The sequence below is a fragment of the Allobosea sp. CRIB-10 genome (genome assembly GCF_900112185.1).
Classification (GTDB): domain Bacteria; phylum Pseudomonadota; class Alphaproteobacteria; order Rhizobiales; family Beijerinckiaceae; genus Allobosea.
In genome coordinates this window covers 273,836-293,524 of record NZ_FOKP01000001.1, presented here as the reverse complement: position 1 = coordinate 293,524, position 19,689 = coordinate 273,836, and the positions used below count along the sequence as shown (strand labels likewise).

The 19,689-nt window shown below is 67.5% G+C and carries 16 protein-coding genes and 1 tRNA gene; 5 read left to right on the top strand and 12 right to left on the bottom strand.

The features are described 5' to 3' along the window. The first annotated feature begins 90 nt into the window (after positions 1-90). Entirely contained in the window at positions 91-3,639 is a 3,549-nt protein-coding gene (gene mfd, locus BMZ69_RS01345; protein WP_092154015.1) for a transcription-repair coupling factor, read from the top strand. Between the two features lie 128 nt (positions 3,640-3,767). On the opposite strand, the gene BMZ69_RS01340 is transcribed toward mfd, so the two are convergent. Then, complete coding sequence (locus BMZ69_RS01340) at positions 3,768-4,796, bottom strand: AMP-binding protein (RefSeq protein ID WP_175506623.1); 1,029 nt, start codon at positions 4,794-4,796, stop codon at positions 3,768-3,770. A gap of 14 nt (positions 4,797-4,810) precedes the next feature. After that, entirely contained in the window at positions 4,811-6,673 is a 1,863-nt protein-coding gene (locus BMZ69_RS01335; protein WP_092154012.1) for an extracellular solute-binding protein, read from the bottom strand. 238 nt (positions 6,674-6,911) lie between these two features. Here BMZ69_RS01335 and BMZ69_RS01330 point away from each other — a divergent pair, with 238 nt between their 5' ends. Further along, a complete protein-coding gene (locus tag BMZ69_RS01330; protein ID WP_092154601.1) occupies positions 6,912-7,754 on the top strand; it encodes an invasion associated locus B family protein in 843 nt (280 codons plus the stop codon). A gap of 57 nt (positions 7,755-7,811) precedes the next feature. Here BMZ69_RS01330 and mazG read toward each other — a convergent pair whose 3' ends face one another. Beyond that, complete coding sequence (gene mazG / locus BMZ69_RS01325) at positions 7,812-8,648, bottom strand: nucleoside triphosphate pyrophosphohydrolase (RefSeq protein WP_092154010.1); 837 nt, start codon at positions 8,646-8,648, stop codon at positions 7,812-7,814. Between the two features lie 37 nt (positions 8,649-8,685). Here mazG and arfB point away from each other — a divergent pair, with 37 nt between their 5' ends. Continuing rightward, complete coding sequence (arfB, locus tag BMZ69_RS01320) at positions 8,686-9,105, top strand: alternative ribosome rescue aminoacyl-tRNA hydrolase ArfB (protein ID WP_092154008.1); 420 nt, start codon at positions 8,686-8,688, stop codon at positions 9,103-9,105. A 10-nt stretch (positions 9,106-9,115) separates the two neighbouring features. Continuing rightward, positions 9,116-9,658 carry a regulatory protein RecX gene (locus BMZ69_RS01315; RefSeq protein ID WP_092154599.1) on the top strand — a complete coding sequence of 181 codons (543 nt, stop codon included), beginning with the start codon at positions 9,116-9,118 and terminating at the stop codon, positions 9,656-9,658. Between the two features lie 6 nt (positions 9,659-9,664). Here BMZ69_RS01315 and BMZ69_RS01310 read toward each other — a convergent pair whose 3' ends face one another. The 9 genes from BMZ69_RS01310 to BMZ69_RS32330 all read right to left on the bottom strand — a co-directional run bounded on the left by BMZ69_RS01310 (position 9,665) and on the right by BMZ69_RS32330 (position 19,159). After that, positions 9,665-10,645: a Bug family tripartite tricarboxylate transporter substrate binding protein gene (locus BMZ69_RS01310; RefSeq protein WP_092154005.1), complete on the bottom strand. Its 981-nt coding sequence runs from the start codon at positions 10,643-10,645 to the stop codon at positions 9,665-9,667. A 278-nt stretch (positions 10,646-10,923) separates the two neighbouring features. Further along, positions 10,924-11,457: a hypothetical protein gene (locus BMZ69_RS01305; protein WP_092154003.1), complete on the bottom strand. Its 534-nt coding sequence runs from the start codon at positions 11,455-11,457 to the stop codon at positions 10,924-10,926. Between the two features lie 298 nt (positions 11,458-11,755). Beyond that, positions 11,756-12,559, bottom strand: coding sequence for an MBL fold metallo-hydrolase (locus BMZ69_RS01300; RefSeq protein WP_092154001.1), 804 nt, complete (start codon positions 12,557-12,559; stop codon positions 11,756-11,758). Positions 12,560-12,574: 15 nt separating this feature from the next. Further along, positions 12,575-13,375, bottom strand: coding sequence for a TatD family hydrolase (locus BMZ69_RS01295; protein ID WP_092153999.1), 801 nt, complete (start codon positions 13,373-13,375; stop codon positions 12,575-12,577). Next, entirely contained in the window at positions 13,375-14,934 is a 1,560-nt protein-coding gene (gene metG / locus BMZ69_RS01290; protein WP_092153996.1) for a methionine--tRNA ligase, read from the bottom strand. The genes BMZ69_RS01295 and metG overlap by 1 nt, the downstream gene beginning before the upstream one ends. A gap of 23 nt (positions 14,935-14,957) precedes the next feature. Beyond that, a complete protein-coding gene (locus BMZ69_RS01285; RefSeq protein WP_092153994.1) occupies positions 14,958-16,028 on the bottom strand; it encodes a DNA polymerase III subunit delta' in 1,071 nt (356 codons plus the stop codon). Further along, positions 16,025-16,702, bottom strand: coding sequence for a dTMP kinase (tmk, locus tag BMZ69_RS01280; RefSeq protein WP_092153991.1), 678 nt, complete (start codon positions 16,700-16,702; stop codon positions 16,025-16,027). Before tmk ends, BMZ69_RS01285 begins: the two co-directional genes overlap by 4 nt. 2 nt (positions 16,703-16,704) lie before the next feature. Continuing rightward, positions 16,705-17,892, bottom strand: coding sequence for a D-alanyl-D-alanine carboxypeptidase family protein (locus tag BMZ69_RS01275; protein ID WP_244543153.1), 1,188 nt, complete (start codon positions 17,890-17,892; stop codon positions 16,705-16,707). A 73-nt stretch (positions 17,893-17,965) separates the two neighbouring features. Further along, entirely contained in the window at positions 17,966-19,159 is a 1,194-nt protein-coding gene (locus BMZ69_RS32330) for a septal ring lytic transglycosylase RlpA family protein (RefSeq protein WP_280142054.1), read from the bottom strand. A 314-nt stretch (positions 19,160-19,473) separates the two neighbouring features. Between BMZ69_RS32330 and BMZ69_RS01265 the strand changes: the two genes are divergently transcribed. After that, a tRNA-Ser gene (locus tag BMZ69_RS01265) sits at positions 19,474-19,563 on the top strand. Positions 19,564-19,689 lie beyond the last annotated feature (126 nt).

The window sequence follows — 19,689 nt, the reverse complement described above, 5'->3', positions numbered from 1 at the left end:
CACAAGATGTTCCATCCCGTCGTGGGTTCCGGGTTCGCGCCTGCGGCGCGCCCCGGAATGACAAGCTATAGTCAGAACTGAAGCGTCCCGATGAGCATTCCGCCTCCCTCCCAGATCGCCAAGCCGCAGCTCGAGCGCATCCTCGATGCGCTGAACCGCGGCGACAAGCCTATGCTCGCCGGCGTGCCGGATGGTTTCGACGCCGTCGTGCTCGCCGATCTGACCCGCGCCCGCGCCAAGAAGTCGGAAGGGCCGGCGCTGATCGTCTTCGTCGCCCGCGACGGCCAGCGCCTGCAGGTGCTGGAAAACGCGCTGCAGTTCGTCGCGCCCGATCTGGAGGTGATGAGCTTCCCGGCCTGGGATTGCCAGCCCTATGACCGCGTCTCGCCGGCGCCCTCGATCGTGGCGCACCGGATGACGACATTGTCGCGCCTCGCCCGGACCAAGTCGGGCGACAGGCCGCGCCTGCTGCTGACCACCGTCAACGCCGCGCTCCAGCGCGTGCCGGCTTTCGGCAAGGTCGCCTCCGAGAGCTTCTCGGCCGCGCCGGGCAACATGGTCGACACCGAGGAGCTGGCGCGCTGGCTCGACGTCAACGGCTACCTCCGGACCTCGACCGTGCGCGAGACCGGCGAGTTCGCCGTGCGCGGCGGCATCGTCGACCTCTTCCCGCCGGGCATGCCGGCGCCGATCCGGCTCGATTTCTTCGGCGATACGCTGGAATCGATCCGCACCTTCGATCCGGAGACGCAGCGCACCACCGGGCAGTTGCGCGGGCTCGACCTCGTGCCGATGTCCGAGGCGCAGATGACGAGCGACTCGATCCGTCGCTTCCGTCAGTCCTATATTTCGACCTTCGGCACGCCCGGCCGCGACGACACGCTCTATGAGGCGGTGAGCGAGGGCCGGCGTCCGGCGGGCCTGGAGCACTGGCTGCCGCTGCTGGCGGAGAAGCTCGACACGCTCTTCACCTATCTGCCCGACGTGCCTGTGGTGCTCGACCATCACGCCGACGACGCGGTCGGTGAGCGCATCAGCCTGATCAAGGACTATTACGACGCCCGCAAGAGCGCGCTCGACCAGCCTTCGCCCGGCTCGATCCCCTACAAGCCGCTGCCGCCGGAGGCGCTCTATCTCTCGCCGGCCGACTGGCGCGGGCTCATTGGCGAAGCCGGCGTCGCGACGCTGACGCCGTTCCAGCTGCCGGAGAGCGAGGGCAAGCTCGTCGTCGATCTCGGCGGCAAGCAGGGCCGCAGCTTCGCCGCCGAACGCGCCGACAATTCCGGCAGCGTCTTCGACGCGGCCGTCGCGCATGTGAAGGCGCTGGAGGCGGACGGGCGACGCGTCATCCTCGCTGCCTGGTCGGAGGGCTCGCGCGAGCGCCTCGCCCATGTGCTGGCCGATCACGGCCTCAAGACCGTGCAGATGACCGGCTCGCTGCGCGCCGCCTTCGACCTCAAGCCCGGGACCACGGCGCTCGCCGTCTGGGGCTTCGAGACCGGTTTTGAGGCTGGCAAGCTTGCCGTCATCGGCGAGCAGGACATTCTCGGCGACCGGCTGGTGCGTCCGCGCAAGAAGGCGCGCCGGCCGCAGGATTTCATCAACGAGCTGTCCTCGCTGACGCCCGGCGACATCGTCGTCCATGTCGACCACGGCATCGGCCGCTTCGTCGGCCTGCAGACGATCACGGCGGCGGGTGCGCCGCATGACTGCCTCGAAATCCACTATGCCGGCGACGCCAAGCTGTTCCTGCCGGCGGAGAATATCGAGCTGCTCTCGCGCTACGGCTCGGAGGACACCGAGGTCGTGCTCGACCGGCTCGGCGGTGGCGGCTGGCAGGCCCGTAAGGCCAAGCTGAAGCAGCGCATCCGCGAGATGGCGGGCAAGCTGATCCAGATCGCCGCTGCGCGCGCCCTCAAGGAAGCGCCGCGCCTCGTCCCGCAGGACGGGCTCTACGACGAGTTCTGCGCGCGCTTCCCTTATGAGGAGACCGAGGACCAGCAGAACACCATCGATGCCGTGCTGGAGGATCTGGCCGCCGGCCGGCCGATGGACCGGCTGGTCTGCGGCGACGTCGGCTTCGGCAAGACGGAAGTCGCGCTGCGCGCCGCCTTCACGGCGGCGCTCGCCGGCAAGCAGGTCGCAGTGGTGGTGCCGACGACGCTGCTGGCGCGCCAGCACTATCGCAATTTCGCCGAGCGCTTCGCCGGGCTGCCGGTCAAGGTCGGCCAGGCCTCGCGCTTCGTCTCGGCCCCCGATCTCAAGGCGGTGAAGCAGGGCATCAGCGACGGCACGATGGACATCACCGTCGGCACCCATGCGCTGCTCGGCAAGGGCATCGACTTCAAGGATCTCGGCCTCGTCATCGTCGACGAGGAGCAGCATTTCGGCGTTGCCCATAAGGAGCGGCTGAAGGAGATGCGCGCCGAGGTTCACATGCTGACGCTGACCGCGACGCCCATCCCGCGCACGCTGCAGCTCGCCATGACCGGGGTGCGCGAGCTCTCGATCATCGCGACCCCGCCGGTCGACCGTCTCGCCGTGCGCACCTTCGTCACGCCCTTCGATCCGCTGATCGTGCGCGAGGCGCTGCTGCGCGAGCGCTATCGCGGCGGCAGATCGTTCTATGTCGTGCCGCGCATCGAGGACATCGCCGAGGTCAAGGACTTCCTCGACAAGCAGGTGCCAGAGTGCAAGGTCGGCATAGCCCATGGCCAGATGGCGGCGGGCACGCTGGAAGACGTGATGACGGCCTTCTATGAGGGCCAGTACGACATCCTGCTCTCGACCACGATCGTCGAATCCGGGCTGGACATTCCGACCGCCAACACGCTGATCATCCATCGCGCCGACATGTTCGGTCTCGCGCAGCTCTACCAGCTGCGTGGTCGCGTCGGCCGCTCGAAGGTGCGTGCCTATGCCCTGTTCACCGTGCCGGCCAACCGCAAGCTGACCGAGCAGGCCGACCGGCGGCTCAAGGTATTGCAATCGCTCGATACGCTGGGTGCCGGCTTCCAGCTCGCCAGCCACGATCTCGACATCCGCGGCGCCGGCAACCTGCTCGGCGACGAGCAGTCCGGCCATATCAAGGAGGTCGGCTACGAGCTCTACCAGCAGATGCTGGAGGAGGCGGTGGCGGCGCTCAAGGCCGGCATCGAGATCGAGAGTGACGCGCACTGGTCGCCGACGATCCAGATCGGCGCGCCGGTGATGATCCCCGAGCACTATATCGGCGATCTGACGCTGCGGCTGACGCTCTACAAGCGGCTCTCGACCATGGACGACGACGCCGAACTGCAATCCTTCGGCGCCGAGCTGGTCGACCGCTTCGGCCCCCTGCCGGAGGAGGTCAAGCAGCTGCTGGAGATCGTCGCGATCAAGGCGCTGTGCAAGCGCGCCAATGTCGAGAAGGTCGAGGCCGGGCCGAAGGGCATCATCGTCGCCTTCCGCGACAATGAGTTCGCCAATCCTGAGGGCCTCGTCGGCTACGTCGCCAAGCAGGGCACGCTGGCCAAGGTCCGCCCCGACATGCGCGTCGTCTTCATCGACGATTTCGACGATGCCGAGCAGCGGCTCAAGGGCACGCGCCGGCTGCTGACCGATCTGGCGCGCATCGCCGAGCGCAAGAAGGCGGCGTAGTTGGAAAGGCCGTCATTCTCGGGCGGAGCGAAGCGCAGACCCGAGAATCTCATGACGAGAAGGCGCCGGCCAGTGCCTCTTCCGGCCTGAGGTGCTCGGGGCAAGCCCGAGCATGACGGCCTTCCGGCTCAGCCGGGATTGCGCCGCCTGATCTCGACGCGGTCCGGCGCGTGCGTGATTACATCGACGATGGCGAGGTCGGGCCGGTCGAGGCGCGGCAAACCGTCATCCTCGCCGGCGCGGCGGGTGACGACGAGGCTGGTCAGCGCCTTGTGGCCGCCGAGCCGCGAGCGTGCCAGCGCGGGCTCCAGCGCCGCGGGGATCACGAGATGGACCATGCGTCCGCCTTCCAGGCAGGCGCGCAGGTCGTCGAGCACGAACAGGCCGAGCGGCAGGAGCTCGACGCCGGTGAGCAGCGCGATGCCGGGGCCGGTCGCGAGCGCGGCGAGGTCGCCGCCGACCAGCGTGGTGATGATGCGCGACGAGGCGAGCGGCTTCAGCACGCGCGAGATTTCGAGCGCTTTGGCCAGCACCTCCTTCTCGCTGATCGGGAAGGGGCCGGTCAGGCTGTGGCCATCGACGACACGGATCGGTGCCCGGATCGCCGCAGGCGGCAGGGCCGAGGGCGTGGCGCCATGGCCGAGGAGCGGATCGAGGGCTGCGACGCCATCCGGCACGCGCGCCCCGAAGCCGCCGATGAAGCGCATGCCGAAAGAGCGGGCGGCGACATCCCTCAGCAGATGCAGGGGCTGCAATTCGCCGATTCGCGGCACGCCGAGCGCCATCACGGCTCCGGAGCGCTCGATGATGGGCAAGAGCTCCGCGTCCTTGGCATGCGCCGGAAGGACCATGGGCGACAGGCCGGCGCGCAGGCTCGCCAGGATCGAGACCAAGGCCTCGGGGCCGAGCGGCGCCAGGATCGCGACGCAGGCGCCGGGCTGCGGCTTGGCGAGCAGGAGCAGATTGGCGAGCCGGTCGACGCGGCCGTCGAGCTCGGCGAAGCCGAAGGCATTGGGGGAAAAGTCGCTCCAGTCGCGCCGGCCCGGAGGATCGCGGAAGGCCGGCTCATAGCCGCGGCGGGCAGCGAGCGCCTTGAGCAGGCTGTCGAAATCGAGCCCCTCGACCAGCGCGCCGATGGAGATTTCGTCGGAGCCCATGCGCATCGCCGGACCTAGTTGGCCGGCGCCGGCGGCGAGGGTGACCGCGCCAGCGTCTCGGTGGAGAAGAAGTATTTCGGCTGCCGCTCGGGCAGGGCGATCTCGCGCGCACGCGCCAGCCAGGTCTCGGGCAGGTAATAGAGCGGCACGACATAGAAGCCGGAGAGCAGCAGACGGTCGAGCGTGCGCACCGTCGCGACGAAATCCTCGCGCGAGCGCGCCGCCAGCAGCCCCTGCAACGTGGCATCGATCGCCGGCGAGCGCACACCGGCATAATTGAGCGCGCCCTTGCGCTCGGCATTGGCCGAGCCCCAGCGCCCGATCTGCTCATTGCCAGGCGAGGCCGAGGCCGGCCAGGTCCACTGGATCATGTCGAAATCGAAGGTCGAGAGCCGGCGCCAGTACTGGACGTCGTCGATCAGTCGGACTGTGACGGCGATGCCGAGCCGCGCGAGCGAGGTCGCATAGTTCAGCGCCAGTCGCTCCTGCGGCCGGTTGGTGACGGTGATCTCGAAGCCGAAGACCTCGCCTTCGCCGCCTTTCTGGCCGCCCTTGCGCAATTGCCCGTCGATCAGCCGGTAGCCTGCGGCTTCCAGCAGATCGAGGGCGCGGCGGGCCTGATCGCGGTCGCGGCCGGAGCCATCGGTCGCGGCCGGCGCCCAGCTCCCTGCCAGGATATCGTCGCGCACGGCGCCGGGGAAGGCGGCGAGCAGCGCCTTCTCGCGCTGATCGGCCGGCACCCCGAGGGCCGAGAGCTCGCTGTCGGCGAAGAAGCTGCCGGCGCGGCGATAGACGCCGTGGAACAGATTGCGATTGGCCCATTCGAAATCGAACAGCATCGCCAGCGCTTCGCGGACGCGGATATCGGCGAATTGCGGGCGGCGCGTGTTGAAGACCAGCCCCGTCATGCCCTTAGGGGTCTGGAACCGGAAGGTGTCGCGGACGATCCGGCCATCGCGCACGGCCGGCACGTCATAGCCGGTCATCCAGCGCGTCGGGTCGCTTTCCAGGCGAAAATCGTAAAGTCCCGCCTTGAAAGCTTCGAACAAGGCATTGGAATCACGATAGAAATCGTAGCGGATCTCGTCGGCGTTGAAGAGCCCGCGGGTGAGGGGATGGTCCTCGGCCCAGAAATCCTTGCGGCGCTTCAGCCGCAGCATCTCGCCGGGCTTGACCTCCTCGACGAGGTAGGGGCCGGAGCCGAGCGCCGGCTTGAAGCTGGTGTCGCCGAACTTCTCGGCGTCCGTCGCATGCTTGGCGAAGATCGGCATGGCGCCGATCACCAGCGGCAATTCGCGGTTGGAACCGTCGCCGAGCTCGAAGACGACGCGGTCGGGCGAGGGGGCCTCGACCTTGGTCACCCGCGCCAGGCTGGAACGGTGGAACGGCTTGCCCTTGGTCTTCAGCATCTCGAAGGTGAAGACCACATCCTCCGCCGTTACCGGCTTGCCGTCGGAGAAGCGGGCGCGCGGGTCGATCTGGAAGGCGAGGCGGGTGCGCTCCGGATTGAGCTCGACCTTGCTCGCCAAAAGCCCATAGGCGGTGAACGGCTCGTCGGCGGAGCGGAAGAGCAGGCTCTGCTGGACGTAACGCGGAACCGCGTCGGGAGCGACGCCGAGCACAACCAGCGGGTTGAGGCTGTCGAAGGTGCCCTGCTGGCCGAAGATGATTCGCCCGCCCTTCGGCGCCTTGGGATCGGCATAGGGGAGGTGCTCAAACCCCTTGGGCAGCTCCGGCTCGCCATGCATGGCGATCGCGCTGTCGTTCTCGGCCGCAACGGCGCACAGGCTCCCGATCGGCCAGACGGCCGCCAGGCTCGCTAGGATGAGCCCGAAAAACCAAGCGGGACGCGCAGATGCGCTGATTTGCCGATGCATGCTCGAAACTGATTCCCTGCCGCAGGATAACATGCGATCAAACTTGTCGCGCTGCGCTCTTCGGGCTGGAAACCTGCGACGGAACTCGTTAAACGCAGGCCGGGCGTCATTCAAACGCCTCAATCGCGCCTGATGTGCTCACGCCGCCACCGGCCCCGGCACCTTGCCGGTTGAGTCTCGGGTGATGCACGCCGCCGGTTACGGCAGCCGAACAAGTTTCATGGTCAAGGAAACGCAGATGTCAGCTTCGACCCGCCTGTCCAAGAGCCAGGGCGCCACCGCGAAGAGCACGGTCCGCAGCCTCGCGCTCGTGCTGGGCGCCGCCGTCGCTCTTGCTCCTCTCGCCGCCAGCGCGCAGCAGGCGCAGCCGCAGCGTCCGGCGAGCCGTCCGGCGCAGCCCGCGCCGGCCCCCGCACAGCCGCCGGCCCAGGGTGGCCAGGCCGCGCAGACCGGCCCGACCGTGGTCCAGGTCAAGCCCGAGCCGTCGCAGACGACCTGGACCAAGGTCTGCGGCAAGGACCAGGCCGCCAACAAGGAAATCTGCTACACCACCCGCGACTTCGTCTCGGACCAAGGCCAACCGGTGCTCGCCGTTGCGGTCTATGACGTCAAGGGCGACCCGAACAAGATCGTCCGTTTCCTGATGCCGCTCGGTCTGCTGCTGCAGCCCGGCATCCGCTTCGGCGTCGACACCGCGCAGCCGCAGCCGGGTCGCTATGCGGTCTGCTTCCCGAATGGCTGCTTTGCCGAGGCGCAGGTCAAGGACGACTTCATCAATGCCTTGAAGAAGGGCACCAACCTCAACATCAGCGTGCAGAACCAGGCGGCGCGCGAGGTTTCCTTCAACATTCCGCTCACGGACTTCGCCAAGGGCTTCGACGGCGCGCCGATCGACCCGAAGGTGCTGGAAGAGCAGCAGAAACAGCTTCAGGACGAGCTGGCCAAGCGCCAGGAGGAGCTGCGCAAGCGCCTCGGCGGCGGCGCGGCCGATGCCACTCCCGGCGCAGCACCGGCGCCGGGCACCCCAGCGGCTCCTGGTGCGGCTCCGGCTCCGGGCGCAACGCCCGCTCCGAAGCCCTGATCGGCCGACGAGACGAATGCCATACTGACGCCGGGCCTCGCGCCCGGCGTTTTCGTTTCAGGGCGCGATGCGCTCGGCGCGCTTGACCCGCTGCCAGAGCGCTTCCATCTCGTCGAGCGAAGCATCGGCTGGCTTTCGCCCGTACTGTTCCAGCGCCGCCTCGATGCCGGCGAAGCGGCGCTCGAACTTGGCGTTGGCTGCCGTCAGGCAGGCCTCGGGGTCGGCGTCGACATGGCGGGCGAGGTTGGCGATCACGAAGAGCAGGTCGCCGATCTCCTCCTTGATCGCGGCCTTGTCGCCACTGGCGAGCGCCTCGTCGATCTCGGCAGTCTCCTCGCGGATCTTGTCCAGCACCAGCCGGGCGTCGTTCCAGTCGAAGCCGACGGTCGAGGCCTTGGCCTGGAGCTTCCAGGCCCGGGTCAGCGCGGGCAGGGTGGTCGGCACGCCGGCAAGGACACCTCTGGCCTCGGGCGGCTCTGGCTGGCCGGCCTCGGCTCTCGCCCGTGCCTTGTCGGCCTTCTCTTGCGCCTTGATCTGCCCCCACAGCGCCTTGACCTCGGCCGGTGACAAATCGCGAGCGTCGCCGAACACATGCGGATGCCTTCGGATCAGCTTGGTGGTGATCGCCTCGACGACGTCCGGAAAGGCGAAGCTGCCCTGCTCCTGCGCCATCCGGGCATGAAACACGACTTGCAGCAGCAGGTCGCCGAGCTCGTCCTTGAGATCGACGAGATCGCCCCGCGCAATGGCATCCGCGACCTCATAGGCCTCCTCGATCGTGTAGGGGGCGATCGAGGCGAAGTCCTGCTCGAGATCCCAAGCGCAGCCCGTACCCGGCGTGCGCAGGGCCGCCATGATCTCGATCAGGCGTTCGATGTCACGCGAGGGCTTCATCGCTGCAATCCTTCTCGGTTTGAGCTAGCGTCCTCCCATGATTCAAGTCAGCCCGTCCATTGCGATCGACGAAAGCGAGATCGAGGAGAGCTTCGTGCGCGCCTCCGGTCCGGGCGGGCAGAACGTCAACAAGGTCTCGACCGCGGTGGAGCTCCGGTTCGACGTCCGCCGCTCGGTCTCCTTGCCCAATGATGTGGCGATCCGCCTGATGAAGCTTGCCGGCAGCCGGCTGACACAGGACGGCGTCATCGTCATCACTGCGCAGGAGCATCGCAGCCAGAACCGCAATCGCGAGGAAGCGCTGGCGCGATTGATCGAGCTGATCCGGCAGGCGGAGGTACGGCCGAAGGTCAGACGGGCGACCAAGCCGACCAAGGCTTCCAAGGAGCGGCGCCTGGCCTCGAAGGAGAAGCGCTCCTCGGTCAAGTCGACCCGCGGCAAGCCGAGGTTCGATTAGCGTGACGTCGATGCAGGATGGCGAAGCGGCCCTGCCCGGGAAACCGGCGCCGAGGCGGATCGATGCGGCCTATCTGCGCCGCGCCGCGCTCCACTATCTCGAACGCTATTCGGTGCCGGCGGCGCAATTGCAGCGCGTCCTGCTGCGCAAGGTCGAGCGAAGCTGCCGGCATTACGGGCTCGACCCACAGTCGTTCCGGGTGACGGTCGACGAGGTCGTCGCGTCCTGCGTCGCATCCGGCCTGGTCGATGACCGCCGCTTCGCCGAGGCGAGGGCGCAGAGCCTGCGCCGCAAGGGGCGCTCGGCACGGGCCGTGGCTGCCGGGCTCGCGTCCAAGGGCGTGGAGCGCGGTCTCGTCGCCGCGGTGGTTGTGGCCAACGATGACGCCGAGCTGGACGCTGCGCGCGTCGCGGCCAAACGCAAACGCCTCGGCCCATGGAGCCGAGGCGATCGGACGGAACTGCGCCAGAAACATATCGCCGCGCTGGCGCGCGCCGGTTTCAGCCTCGCGATCGCCCGCGCCGTGATCGACGGTGCGGGCGAGGGCGGGTAGTTCGGCTCAATCGGGCTTGACGTTGGCCTCGGCGACGACCTTGCCCCAGCGCGCGACCTCGGCCTTGACGAACTCGCCGAAAGCGGGGCCGTAGAGGTTCGGGATCTCCGAGCCGTTCCGCTTCCAGGCCTCGCTCACCGTCGGCGAGGCCAGTGCCTTCTGCACTTCGGCCGCCATCTTGGCGACGATTTCCGGCGGCGTGTTCTTTGGCGCCCACATCGCATACCAGGTCGAGACCTCGTAGCCCGGCACGCCGGCTTCAGCCGTGGTCGGCACGTCCGGGAAGGCGCTGGCGCGCTTGGGCGCGGCGACGGCCAGCGCACGCAGCGTGCCGCTGGAGATCTGCGCGGCGGAGGAGCCGAGCCCGTCGAAGGCGAGATCGACCTGGCCGGCGACGAGATCCTGCATCAGCGGGCCGGCGCCGCGATAGGGGACATGGGTCAGGTTGACCTTGGTGGTGAGCTTGAACAATTCGCCGGCGAGATGATGTGTCGTGCCGTTGCCGGCCGAGCCGTAATTCAGCTTGTCGGGGTTCTTCTTGGCGAAGTCGATCAGCTCCGCCAGCGTCTTGGCCTGGACCTTGCCGGGATGGACGACCACGACCTGCGGCGGCTGGGCGATCACGCCGATCGGGATAAAATCGGTCTGGATGTTGTAGTCGAGCTTGGGATAGAGCGCCGGCGCGATGGCGTGGTGCGCGGCGCCGATGAAGAAGGTGTAGCCGTCCGGCGTAGCCTTGGACGCGGCCGAGGCGCCGACCGTGCCGCCGGCACCGCCGCGGTTGTCGATGAGGATGCGCTGGCCGAGCTGTTGTTCGAGCTGGGCGGCGAGGGGGCGGGCGAAGGCGTCGGTGCCGCCGCCGGCCGGGAACGGCACGATGAAGCTGACGGGCTTCTGCGGCCAGGCTTGAGCGATCGCCGGCGCGGCCGGGACAAGCTGAGCAAAGGTGGCGAGCGCCAGTGCGCCGAGCCAGCCGGACTTCGACATCGATTTGACCTCCCTGGAGATTTGCGGACTCTTCACGGTCCTTACGACTGCGCGTCAGGCGAAATGCCGAGCGCTGCGCAGATTAGCGCATCGCGATCCTAGAATGGCAACCCGACCAAGGTCGTGGTGGCCTGAGCTCGAAGGATCGGGACAGGGGCAGTCTCGCTGTCGAGTGGCTAGGGTGCTTCCGTGCTTCCTCGAATCGCGGAAATGCTCCAAGCCTTTGGCTTATCGCATTTTCCTCGCGCGAACCGGTGTCCACTCCGCTCGACGATGCTCTAATCGGGAAATGCGAAGGAGAGCTCTTTTCCCTTTTTCTTGAAGTCATCGATACCGATGGGATCGCCGGATGGGGCGATGACGGCCGGCATCCCATAGTAGCAATATTCGACGGTTCCAGGTTTCACGGCTCTGTCCAATGCCGCGAACGTCTGCGTGACGACGAAGCATCCGGTTGTTTTCGCCAATTTTGCGCAGAACGGCCGGCCACTGCCGCCGATGTTGCATGCAGACAGCCAGATCACGCGAAGCGACGAGATGCGCATCCATGGCTCGCAGACCTGGACATTGTCCTCCTTGAAGGTTTGCCCGATTTCGAGATGGGCTGGATATTCCGGCTTTGTCGGATGGCCGTGGCAGTTGAAGATGACATGCCGATCGCCGTCCTTCAGCTTCGCGACAATGTCGGCATTGCTCGTGCCGTAGGGAAAGAAAAAATTTCGGGTCGCTTTCGTCTGGTTGACGATCCGCGGGCCGTTGAGTCCGACGGAGTTGGGGCTGAGACGAACGAGTTTCTGGGGCGGGTCAGCCATGAACACGACCTCGTTGCCATTGAAGTCAGCAAGCGTCCGAAGGCCAGGCGGGCGGATGCTATCACGGCCTCGTTGTGGCGGCCATCGAGCAGTGGCTTTCGTGCGACGAGCAATGGAGTGAGGCTGTCGGCATCGGAGCGGGCCTGCTGCCGGCGATGGCCGCGAACAGGCTGAGGAATGATCGGAGGTGGATCGCACGCCCGTGGTCGAGGAGTGCCGCCGGGCCTCGTGGGCCCATTCGCATAAGACATATTATGGAACTTGAATTGATGCCCGACTATGCGCCCCCGGCACTGGCCTATCCCTCGATCGTCAGCTTCATGCCGTCGAAGGCCGGTTCAATGTTGTCCGGCAAGCGCCTGGACAGGCTGGCATAATCGAGATCGACATGGAGATTGGTCATGATCGCGCGGCGCGGCTTGAGCTGCGCGATCGCCTCCAACGATTGCTCCAGATTGAAGTGGCTGGGATGCGGCGCCTCGCGCAGACAGTCGAGGATCAACACGTCGAGCCCGCTCATCGCCGCCAGCGACTCCGGCGGGATCGCGCTGACGTCGGGCGCATAGCCGAAAGAATCGAAGCGGAAGCCGAGCGCGTCATAGTTCGGGCCGTGCTCAAGCCGGAACGGCAGCGTCTCGATCGGTCCGCCGGGGCCGTCGATCGTCAGCGGCTCGCCGGCCGCGAGCGGCGCGAGATCGAGGATCGGCGGATAGAGGCTGCCGGGCGGCGTCTCGAACAGATAGCCGAAGCGCTGGCGCAGCGTCGCGCCAGTCACGGCGTCGGCATGGACCGGAATGCGCTTGCGCATATGCAGGACGAGCGCACGCAGGTCGTCGATGCCATGAGTATGGTCGGCGTGATCGTGGCTGAACAGCGTGGCGTCGAGGCGGTCGACCTCGGCCGAGAGCAATTGTTCGCGCAGGTCCGGCGTGGTGTCGATCAGCACGCTCGTCGTGCCGCCGACGCCCTGGCGCTCGACCAGGATCGAGCAGCGCCGGCGCCGGTTCTTCGGATTGGCGGAATCGCAGGCGCCCCAGCCCGAGCCCGGCCGCGGCACGCCGCCGGATGAGCCGCAGCCGAGGATGGTGACGGTCAGGCTCATGCGGCGCGGCCAGCCTCAGGCCACCTGCGCCACAGGAGCGGCGTGGTCCATCTTCCAGTAACAGCGCCTGGCGTTCGCGGTGGTGACCCTCGCGATCTCGTCGAAGGACACGCCCTTGACCTCGGCCAGAACCTTCGCGGTTTCAACGACATAGGACGGTTCGTTGCGCTTGCCGCGATAGGGCGTCGGGGCAAGATATGGCGCATCGGTCTCGACCAGCAGGTGTTCCAGCGGGATGTCGCGGGCGATATCGCGCAGTGCCTGCGAGGTCTTGAAGGTCAGGATGCCGGAGAACGAGACATAGAGCCCGAGCTCGACGCCGGTGCGGGCCAAGATCTCGCCCGCGGTGAAGCAGTGCAGGATGGCGGGGAAGGCGCCCTTCCCCATCTCCTCGCGCAGGATCGCCGCCATATCCTCGTCAGCCTCGCGCGAATGGATCACCAGCGGCAGCTGGGTCTCGCGGGCGGCAGCGATATGGGTGCGCAGGCCCTGCTCCTGCGCCGCGCGCGGGCTCTTGTCATAGTGGTAGTCGAGCCCGGCCTCGCCGATGGCGACACAACGCGGATGGCGCGACAATGCGACGAGCTGCCCGGCGGTGACGTCGAGCTCTTCATGCGCGCCATGCGGATGCGTGCCGACCGTGCACCAGATCGACGGGAAACGCTCGGCCAGCGCCGCATAGGTGTCAAAGCGAGCAACGCGGGTGGAGATCGTCACCATCCGGCCTACGCCGGCCGCTTCGGCACGGCCGACATAGGCTCCGATATCCTCGGCGAAATCCGGGAAATCGAGATGGCAATGCGTATCGATCAGCATCAGGCGGCCTGCCCGTCTTCCGGCTCGACATAGCGCGGGAAGACCGCGCTCGGCGCCGGCAGCACGGTGCCCGAGGTGAGGCGGCCGGCCTTGCCGAGCGCGGCGAAGTCGCGCGCCTCCGCCGGGACCGCGAGCAGATCGAGCAGCCTGGCCATCGATTGCGGCATCACCGGTTGGGTCAGGATCGCGACCTGCCGGATCGTCTCGATCGTGACGTAGAGCACCGTATCGCGCCGGACCGGATCGCTCTTGGAGAGCTTCCACGGCTCGTTGTTGGCGAAAGAGCGGTTGGCCTCGGCGACCACGGCCCAGATGTCCGCCAGCACGACGTTCAGGGCGAAATCCTGCATGGCCGCGCGCGTCTTCGCCAGCAGCCCGTCGGCCTGCGCCAGCATGGCCTTGTCAGCCTCCGTCAGCGCGCCGGCCGGCGGCACCCTGCCCTCGCAGTTCTTGGCGATCATCGACAGCGAGCGCTGCGCCAGATTGCCGAGGTCGTTGGCGAGGTCGGCGTTGATGCGCCCGACGATCGCCTCATGGCTGTAATTGCCGTCCTGGCCGAAGGAGACCTCGCGCAGGAAGAAATAGCGCAGCTGGTCGACGCCATAGGCCTCGGTCAGATCGAACGGGTCGACGACATTGCCGACCGATTTCGACATCTTCTCGCCCTTCGAGAGCAGGAAGCCGTGGCCGAAGACGCGCTTGGGCGGCTGCAGCCCCGCCGACATCAGGAAGGCCGGCCAGTAGACCGAGTGGAAGCGGGTGATGTCCTTGCCGATGATGTGCACATCGGCCGGCCAGAAGCGCCAGCGCGGATCGCTCTCATCCGGGAAACCGCAGCCGGTGACGTAATTGTTGAGCGCGTCGACCCAGACATACATCACATGCTTCGGATCGCCCGGAACCGGCAGCCCCCAATCGAAGGTGGTGCGGCTGATCGAGAGGTCCTGCAGCCCGCCCTTGACGAAGGAGACGATCTCGTTGCGGCGCGTGTCCGGCCCGATGAAGGACGGATTGGCTTCGTAGTGCGCGAGCAGCCGGTCTTGATAGGCCGAGAGGCGGAAGAAATAGCTCTCCTCCTCGGTCCACTCGACCGGCGTGCCTTGCGGGCCGATGCGCACGCCATCGGCGTTGAGATGGGTTTCCTCCTCGCCGTAATAGGCCTCGTCGCGCACCGAGTACCAGCCGGCATAGCGGTCGAGATAGATGTCGCCATTGGCCTCCATCCGCCGCCAGAGCTCCTGGGTCGACGGCAGATGGTCGGCATCGACCGTGCGGATGAAGCGGTCATAGGCGCAGTTCAGCACGTCGGCCATCGCCTTGAAGCGCGGCGCGGTCCGGTCGACCAGCTCCTTCGGCGTCAGGCCTTCCTTGGCGGCCGCCTGGAAGATCTTCAGGCCGTGATCGTCGGTGCCGGTCTGGAAATAGACGTCGAAGCCGTCGAGCCGCTTGAAACGGGCGATCGCGTCGGCCGCCACGACTTCGTAGGCGTGGCCAATATGCGGCGCGCCGTTCGGATAGGAGATCGCGGTCGAGATGTAGAAGGTCGGGGCCGAGGCCATGGCAGTCCGGTTTCGTGTCGTTGTCAGGCCGCGCGCGAACGGGAAACCGCCTCCGACAGATCGTGAAACAGCGACATGACGAGGGGGCGGCGATCGAGATTATAGGTTTCGACCTCGTTCGCGGCGCGTGCAAGTCTCTCCCACACCTCCGCGAGGGGCGCAAGCCGGGCGGGACCTGCGGCGGCATGCGCATGGAGATGCGCGCCGAGCCAGCCCTGCACGGTTTCGATCATGACGGCGAAATCGGCCTCGCCCGCCCTGCCCGCGACATCCTCGCCCAACGCCAGCAGCGCGGTCAGATCGATAGAGGGCAAAGCATCAAGCCGCGCCCGTACCGCTTCGACCAGCGCCAGGGTCTCCGGATCGACGTAGGTCAGCGCCCGCTTGACCGAACCCTCTGACAAGGTCGCGGCGCGCCCGAGCGCCGAGGCGTCATAGGGCATCCGCATCCGCTCCAGCGCGATCGCGCCGGCTTGGGCGACGTCGTCCTCGCCCAAGGGGTCGAAGCTGAGCAGCCGGCAGCGCGAGCGGATCGTCGGCAGGACGCGGCCGGGGGCATGGGCGACGATCAGGAAGAGGCAGCGCGGCGGCGGCTCCTCCAGCAGCTTCAGCAAGGCGTTGGCGCCCGGCCGGTCGAGGTCCTCGGCGGAGTCGACGATCGCGACGCGCCAGCCGCCCTCGCCCGCGCTGGAGCCGAAGCGGTCGATGATCCGGCGCACCAGATCGACCGGGATGTTGCTGGTGAAGCTCTTGCCGTCCGGCTTGGCGATGCGGCGTAGCAGGTGCAGGTCGGGATGCGACTGCGCCGCGATCTTGCGGGCGGCGCCTTCGGTTTCCGGCACGGCGAGGTCGCGCGCAGCTTCCGCACGACGCAGCGGATCGCCCTCGGCCAGCATGAAGCGGGCAGCGCGATAGGCGAAGCTCGCCTTGCCGACGCCCTCCGGCCCGCCGAGCAGCCAGGCATGATGCATGCGGCCGGAGCGCAGCGCCGTCAGGACCGCTTCCTCCTGGCGCTGGTGGCCGATGAGCGCCAGCGTCTCGCGCGGATGCGGGGCGTTCGGCAGGCGGTCGGGTTCGTTGCTCGATTCGATCATGCCGGCGCAATCTGCGGCAAGGGCAGCCGGGTGGAAAGCGCCTCCCAGGCGGTATCCGCCAGCGTCTCCGGCGGCAGGCTGGCGTCGAGGACGACGCAGCGCTGCGGCTCGGCAGCGGCGATGTCGAGAAAGCCCTGGCGCAGGCGGCGATGGAAGGCGATCGTTTCGCTTTCGAAACGGTCCGTCGCCTCGCCCGGCTGGCGACGGCGAGCGGCGCGGGCGAGGCCGGTCTCCGGCGCAAGATCGAGGATGAAGGTCAGCTCGGGCATCAGGCCGGCGACCGCAACGGCCTCCAGCGCCGCGAGCTTGTCCGCGGCGATCTCGCCGAGCGTGCCCTGATAGACGCGGGTCGAATCGATGAAGCGGTCGCAGATCACCCAGGCGCCGCGCTTGAGCGCCGGCCTGATCCGGCTATCGACATGATCGATGCGGGCGGCCTGGAACATCAGCGCCTCGGCGAAGGCGCCATAGGGCTTGATCCGCCCGGCGAGCAGGGCTTCGCGGATGCGCTCGGCCTTGGGCGAGCCGCCGGGCTCTCGCGTCAGCTCGACGTTGAGGGCGTGCGCCTCCAGCCGGGCAGCGAGTGCCTTGGCGAGAGTCGATTTGCCGGCGCCCTCCCCGCCTTCGAGCGTGATGAAATGCCCAGCCGCGGGCCGCGCCTTCGCTCTGGCCACGCTCAGCTCCGCTTCAGGGCCTTGCGGACCCAGCCGGTCGCGGCCTCCATCAGCGCGTCGAGCGCCCGCTGCTGCAGGCTGCCGACCGCAACGCTCTCCGCCGCATAGAGCGGGATGTCGAGCGTCTTGACCTCGCCGCGCGTGACCAGCAGGCGGCCGACCTCGGTCCCTTCCGCCACCGGCGCCTGCAGCGGGCCTCGATAGACGATGCGAGCGGCGAGACGCTCGCTGCTGCCGCGTGGCACCAACAAGCTGACCGCCCCTTTCGCACGCAGCGCAATACGGCCCTTCTCGCCGCCGAAGACGCTCGCTTCACCGACGCTCTCGCCCTCGGCGAAGACCTGCTTCTGCTCGAAGGAACGGAAGCCCCATTCGAGCAGCTTGCGGGCCTCGCCGGCGCGATCGCGCGCATTCTTCAGCCCATTGACCACGACGATCAGTCGCTGGCCCTTCTGCACGGCCGAGCCGACGAGGCCATAGCCGGTCTCGTCGATATTGCCGGTCTTGAGGCCGTCGGCGCCGATGTCCATGGTCAGGAGCGGGTTGCGATTGCTCTGCTTGATCTTGTTCCAGGTGAAGTCGCGCTGGCCGAAGATCCTGTAGAGCTCGGGATAGGTCTTGATGATGTGGTCGGCGAGCAGCGCAAGCTCGCGCGCCGTCACCTTCTGCTGCGGATCAGCCAAGCCGGTCGCGTTGCGGAACTGCGACTTCGGCAGGCCGAGCGCGTGGACGCGCTCGGTCATGACCCTGGCGAAGCTGGCCTCGTCACCTGCCACCGCCTCGGCCAGGGCGATCGCCGCGTCGTTGCCGGACTGGACGATCAGGCCCTGCAGGATGTCGCCGAGCTTCACGCGGCTGTTGACGATCGCGAACATGGTCGAGCCGCCGGAGACGCCGCCGCCCTTGCGCCAGGCGTTCTCCGAGATCGAGATCTCTGTCTCCAGCGTCATCTTGCCGGCGGCGATCTCCTGGAAGGCGACGAGCGCAGTCGCGAGCTTCACCATGCTCGCGGGCACCATCAGTTCGTCGGCAGCTTTCTCGTAGAGCACAGCGCCGCTGGCGGAATCGAGCAGAAGCGCATAGGGCGCGGCCGACTGGAATGCCTGCGCGCGAGCAAGGCCCGGCGTCAGCAGCAGCAAAGCCACGCAGGCGGCGATCACCCTGCTCCAAATCGGAAGATAGGCGCGCATCATCCCTGATCGACCTTGCGTCATATCGAGATCAGATGATGCGTTGGTCCGGGCGGTCAAGCCCGGAGCAGACTCAATTCCGCGCCAGCGACTGCTGCGTCTGCGCCTTCATGCTGCTGAAGCTGGCGCGCGGCACCGGCAGCGGCGCGTTGACGGCAGCCGGACGCAGGACCGGGACCGGCTTGCCCGCATTGGCGATGGTGTCGAGATCAAACGGGCGCGACGGCGGCAGGCGCACGCCATGGACCGGCACGCCGGCGGTCGGGGCCGATGCGACACTGGCGACGATCGGGCTCTGGATCGCAATCGTGCGCGGCTGCTCGGGCGCATAGGCCTGGACGACGGGCTGGGCCTGGACCGGCGCCGGCTCGGCCCGAACAGGAACGGGTGCAGGCCGCGCGGCCTCGTCATCGATATCCGGGCCGGCCGAACGGCCGAGATCGACCTGCGATGCGGCGCTCGCGATCATGGTCCGGCTGCTCTGGCCCGGAATCGAGGCCGGCGAACCGTCGGTGCGCAGCGAGGCGAGCAGCATGTTGTCGTCGGAGCCGGCGAGCGAAGCCTGGCCGAGATACTCGATCTTGACGCGCGCCGTGCCGAGATGCCGGAAAGCGAGGGCGTCGGCCGTCTTCTGCGAGACGTCCATGACGCGGCCGCCATGGAACGGGCCGCGATCGTTGACGCGCACGATGATCGAGCGGCTGTTGGTGATGTTGGTGACGCGGGCATAGGCCGGCAGCGGCATGGTCGGATGCGCGGCGCTGACGCTGTGACGGTCATAGACCTCGCCATTGGCGGTACGGCGACCGTGGAAGGCCTCGCCATACCAGGAGGCAGTGCCGACGGCGGTGTAGCCGACCGGCTTCTCATAGGGCGTATAGCGCTTGCCGGCGACGGTGTAGCTGCGGCCGATCAATTCGCGGCCGCCCCCCTTCGGCACCGGCTGCCCCTCCTCCACCACGCGGGCGCTGGCGGGGCCGTATTTGGATGACGGGAAGGCGCCGATCTCTTTCGACTTGCCGCGGCGGGCGACCTGGTCGTTGGCGCAATTCGCCAGGAACAGGCCGGCGAGCACGACGCAGCCGAGGCGGGTTGCGGCGGAAAGCGAGGAAGAAGCGCGAGGGGCGTCGCCGGAATCGGCCGGAGAGGTGATCACCGCCGGTGCGCTCGAGCCTCGCATCATGCCGCATTCCCGTTCGTCGCGCCGAAAACGCTGCGCCGCCCAAGCCACCGTCGTGGCAAGGTCGCAGTTTTCGACCAATTTCATTAAGGGATCGTTAAGCGATGGAAGCGCGTACGCACCGCCGTCAACGGAAGCCCAGCCCGGCCTTTGGGCGGGCACAAAGGTGTCGAAAATGCGGCAGCTGTCAATCCGCCACCTTCACGGCGCCATTTTTCGGGGGAGCGTGACAAGCCTGCAACGCTGAAATTCGCCTGCCGGCAAGGCCCTGGGGAGAGGCTGGAGTATCCGCACAAATCCTTGAGAACGCGTCTATTTCCGCGGAGATTGGCAAAGACGAGCGCGATTTCTTTGCGGGCCGCTTGCAAAAATCCGTCGGGGGCGGCAATGACGAGCGCGCTGGAAGGGTGGCCGAGTGGTTTAAGGCAGCGGTCTTGAAAACCGCCGTGGGTGCAAGCCCACCGTGGGTTCGAATCCCACCCCTTCCGCCATTCTTTGCATTGCGCGATGCCGCCCACCAACCCATCGCGCGGGCTCCGATGTCGAACTTGCGTCCGAACTCGGAGCCAGCTCTCAGAATCTGCGCGCCCGCCTCGCACCGGTTGCCGGCGCGCGCC

Coding starts and splice junctions, on each gene's coding strand:
- mfd (WP_092154015.1), top strand. CDS start 91: ATGAGCATTCCGCCTCCCTCCCAGATCGCCAAGCCGCAGCTCGAGCGC.
- BMZ69_RS01340 (WP_175506623.1), bottom strand. CDS start 4,796: ATGGGCTCCGACGAAATCTCCATCGGCGCGCTGGTCGAGGGGCTCGAT.
- BMZ69_RS01335 (WP_092154012.1), bottom strand. CDS start 6,673: ATGCATCGGCAAATCAGCGCATCTGCGCGTCCCGCTTGGTTTTTCGGG.
- BMZ69_RS01330 (WP_092154601.1), top strand. CDS start 6,912: ATGTCAGCTTCGACCCGCCTGTCCAAGAGCCAGGGCGCCACCGCGAAG.
- mazG (WP_092154010.1), bottom strand. CDS start 8,648: ATGAAGCCCTCGCGTGACATCGAACGCCTGATCGAGATCATGGCGGCC.
- arfB (WP_092154008.1), top strand. CDS start 8,686: ATGATTCAAGTCAGCCCGTCCATTGCGATCGACGAAAGCGAGATCGAG.
- BMZ69_RS01315 (WP_092154599.1), top strand. CDS start 9,116: ATGCAGGATGGCGAAGCGGCCCTGCCCGGGAAACCGGCGCCGAGGCGG.
- BMZ69_RS01310 (WP_092154005.1), bottom strand. CDS start 10,645: ATGTCGAAGTCCGGCTGGCTCGGCGCACTGGCGCTCGCCACCTTTGCT.
- BMZ69_RS01305 (WP_092154003.1), bottom strand. CDS start 11,457: ATGGCTGACCCGCCCCAGAAACTCGTTCGTCTCAGCCCCAACTCCGTC.
- BMZ69_RS01300 (WP_092154001.1), bottom strand. CDS start 12,559: ATGAGCCTGACCGTCACCATCCTCGGCTGCGGCTCATCCGGCGGCGTG.
- BMZ69_RS01295 (WP_092153999.1), bottom strand. CDS start 13,375: ATGCTGATCGATACGCATTGCCATCTCGATTTCCCGGATTTCGCCGAG.
- metG (WP_092153996.1), bottom strand. CDS start 14,934: ATGGCCTCGGCCCCGACCTTCTACATCTCGACCGCGATCTCCTATCCG.
- BMZ69_RS01285 (WP_092153994.1), bottom strand. CDS start 16,028: ATGATCGAATCGAGCAACGAACCCGACCGCCTGCCGAACGCCCCGCAT.
- BMZ69_RS01275 (WP_244543153.1), bottom strand. CDS start 17,892: ATGCGCGCCTATCTTCCGATTTGGAGCAGGGTGATCGCCGCCTGCGTG.
- BMZ69_RS32330 (WP_280142054.1), bottom strand. CDS start 19,159: ATGAAATTGGTCGAAAACTGCGACCTTGCCACGACGGTGGCTTGGGCG.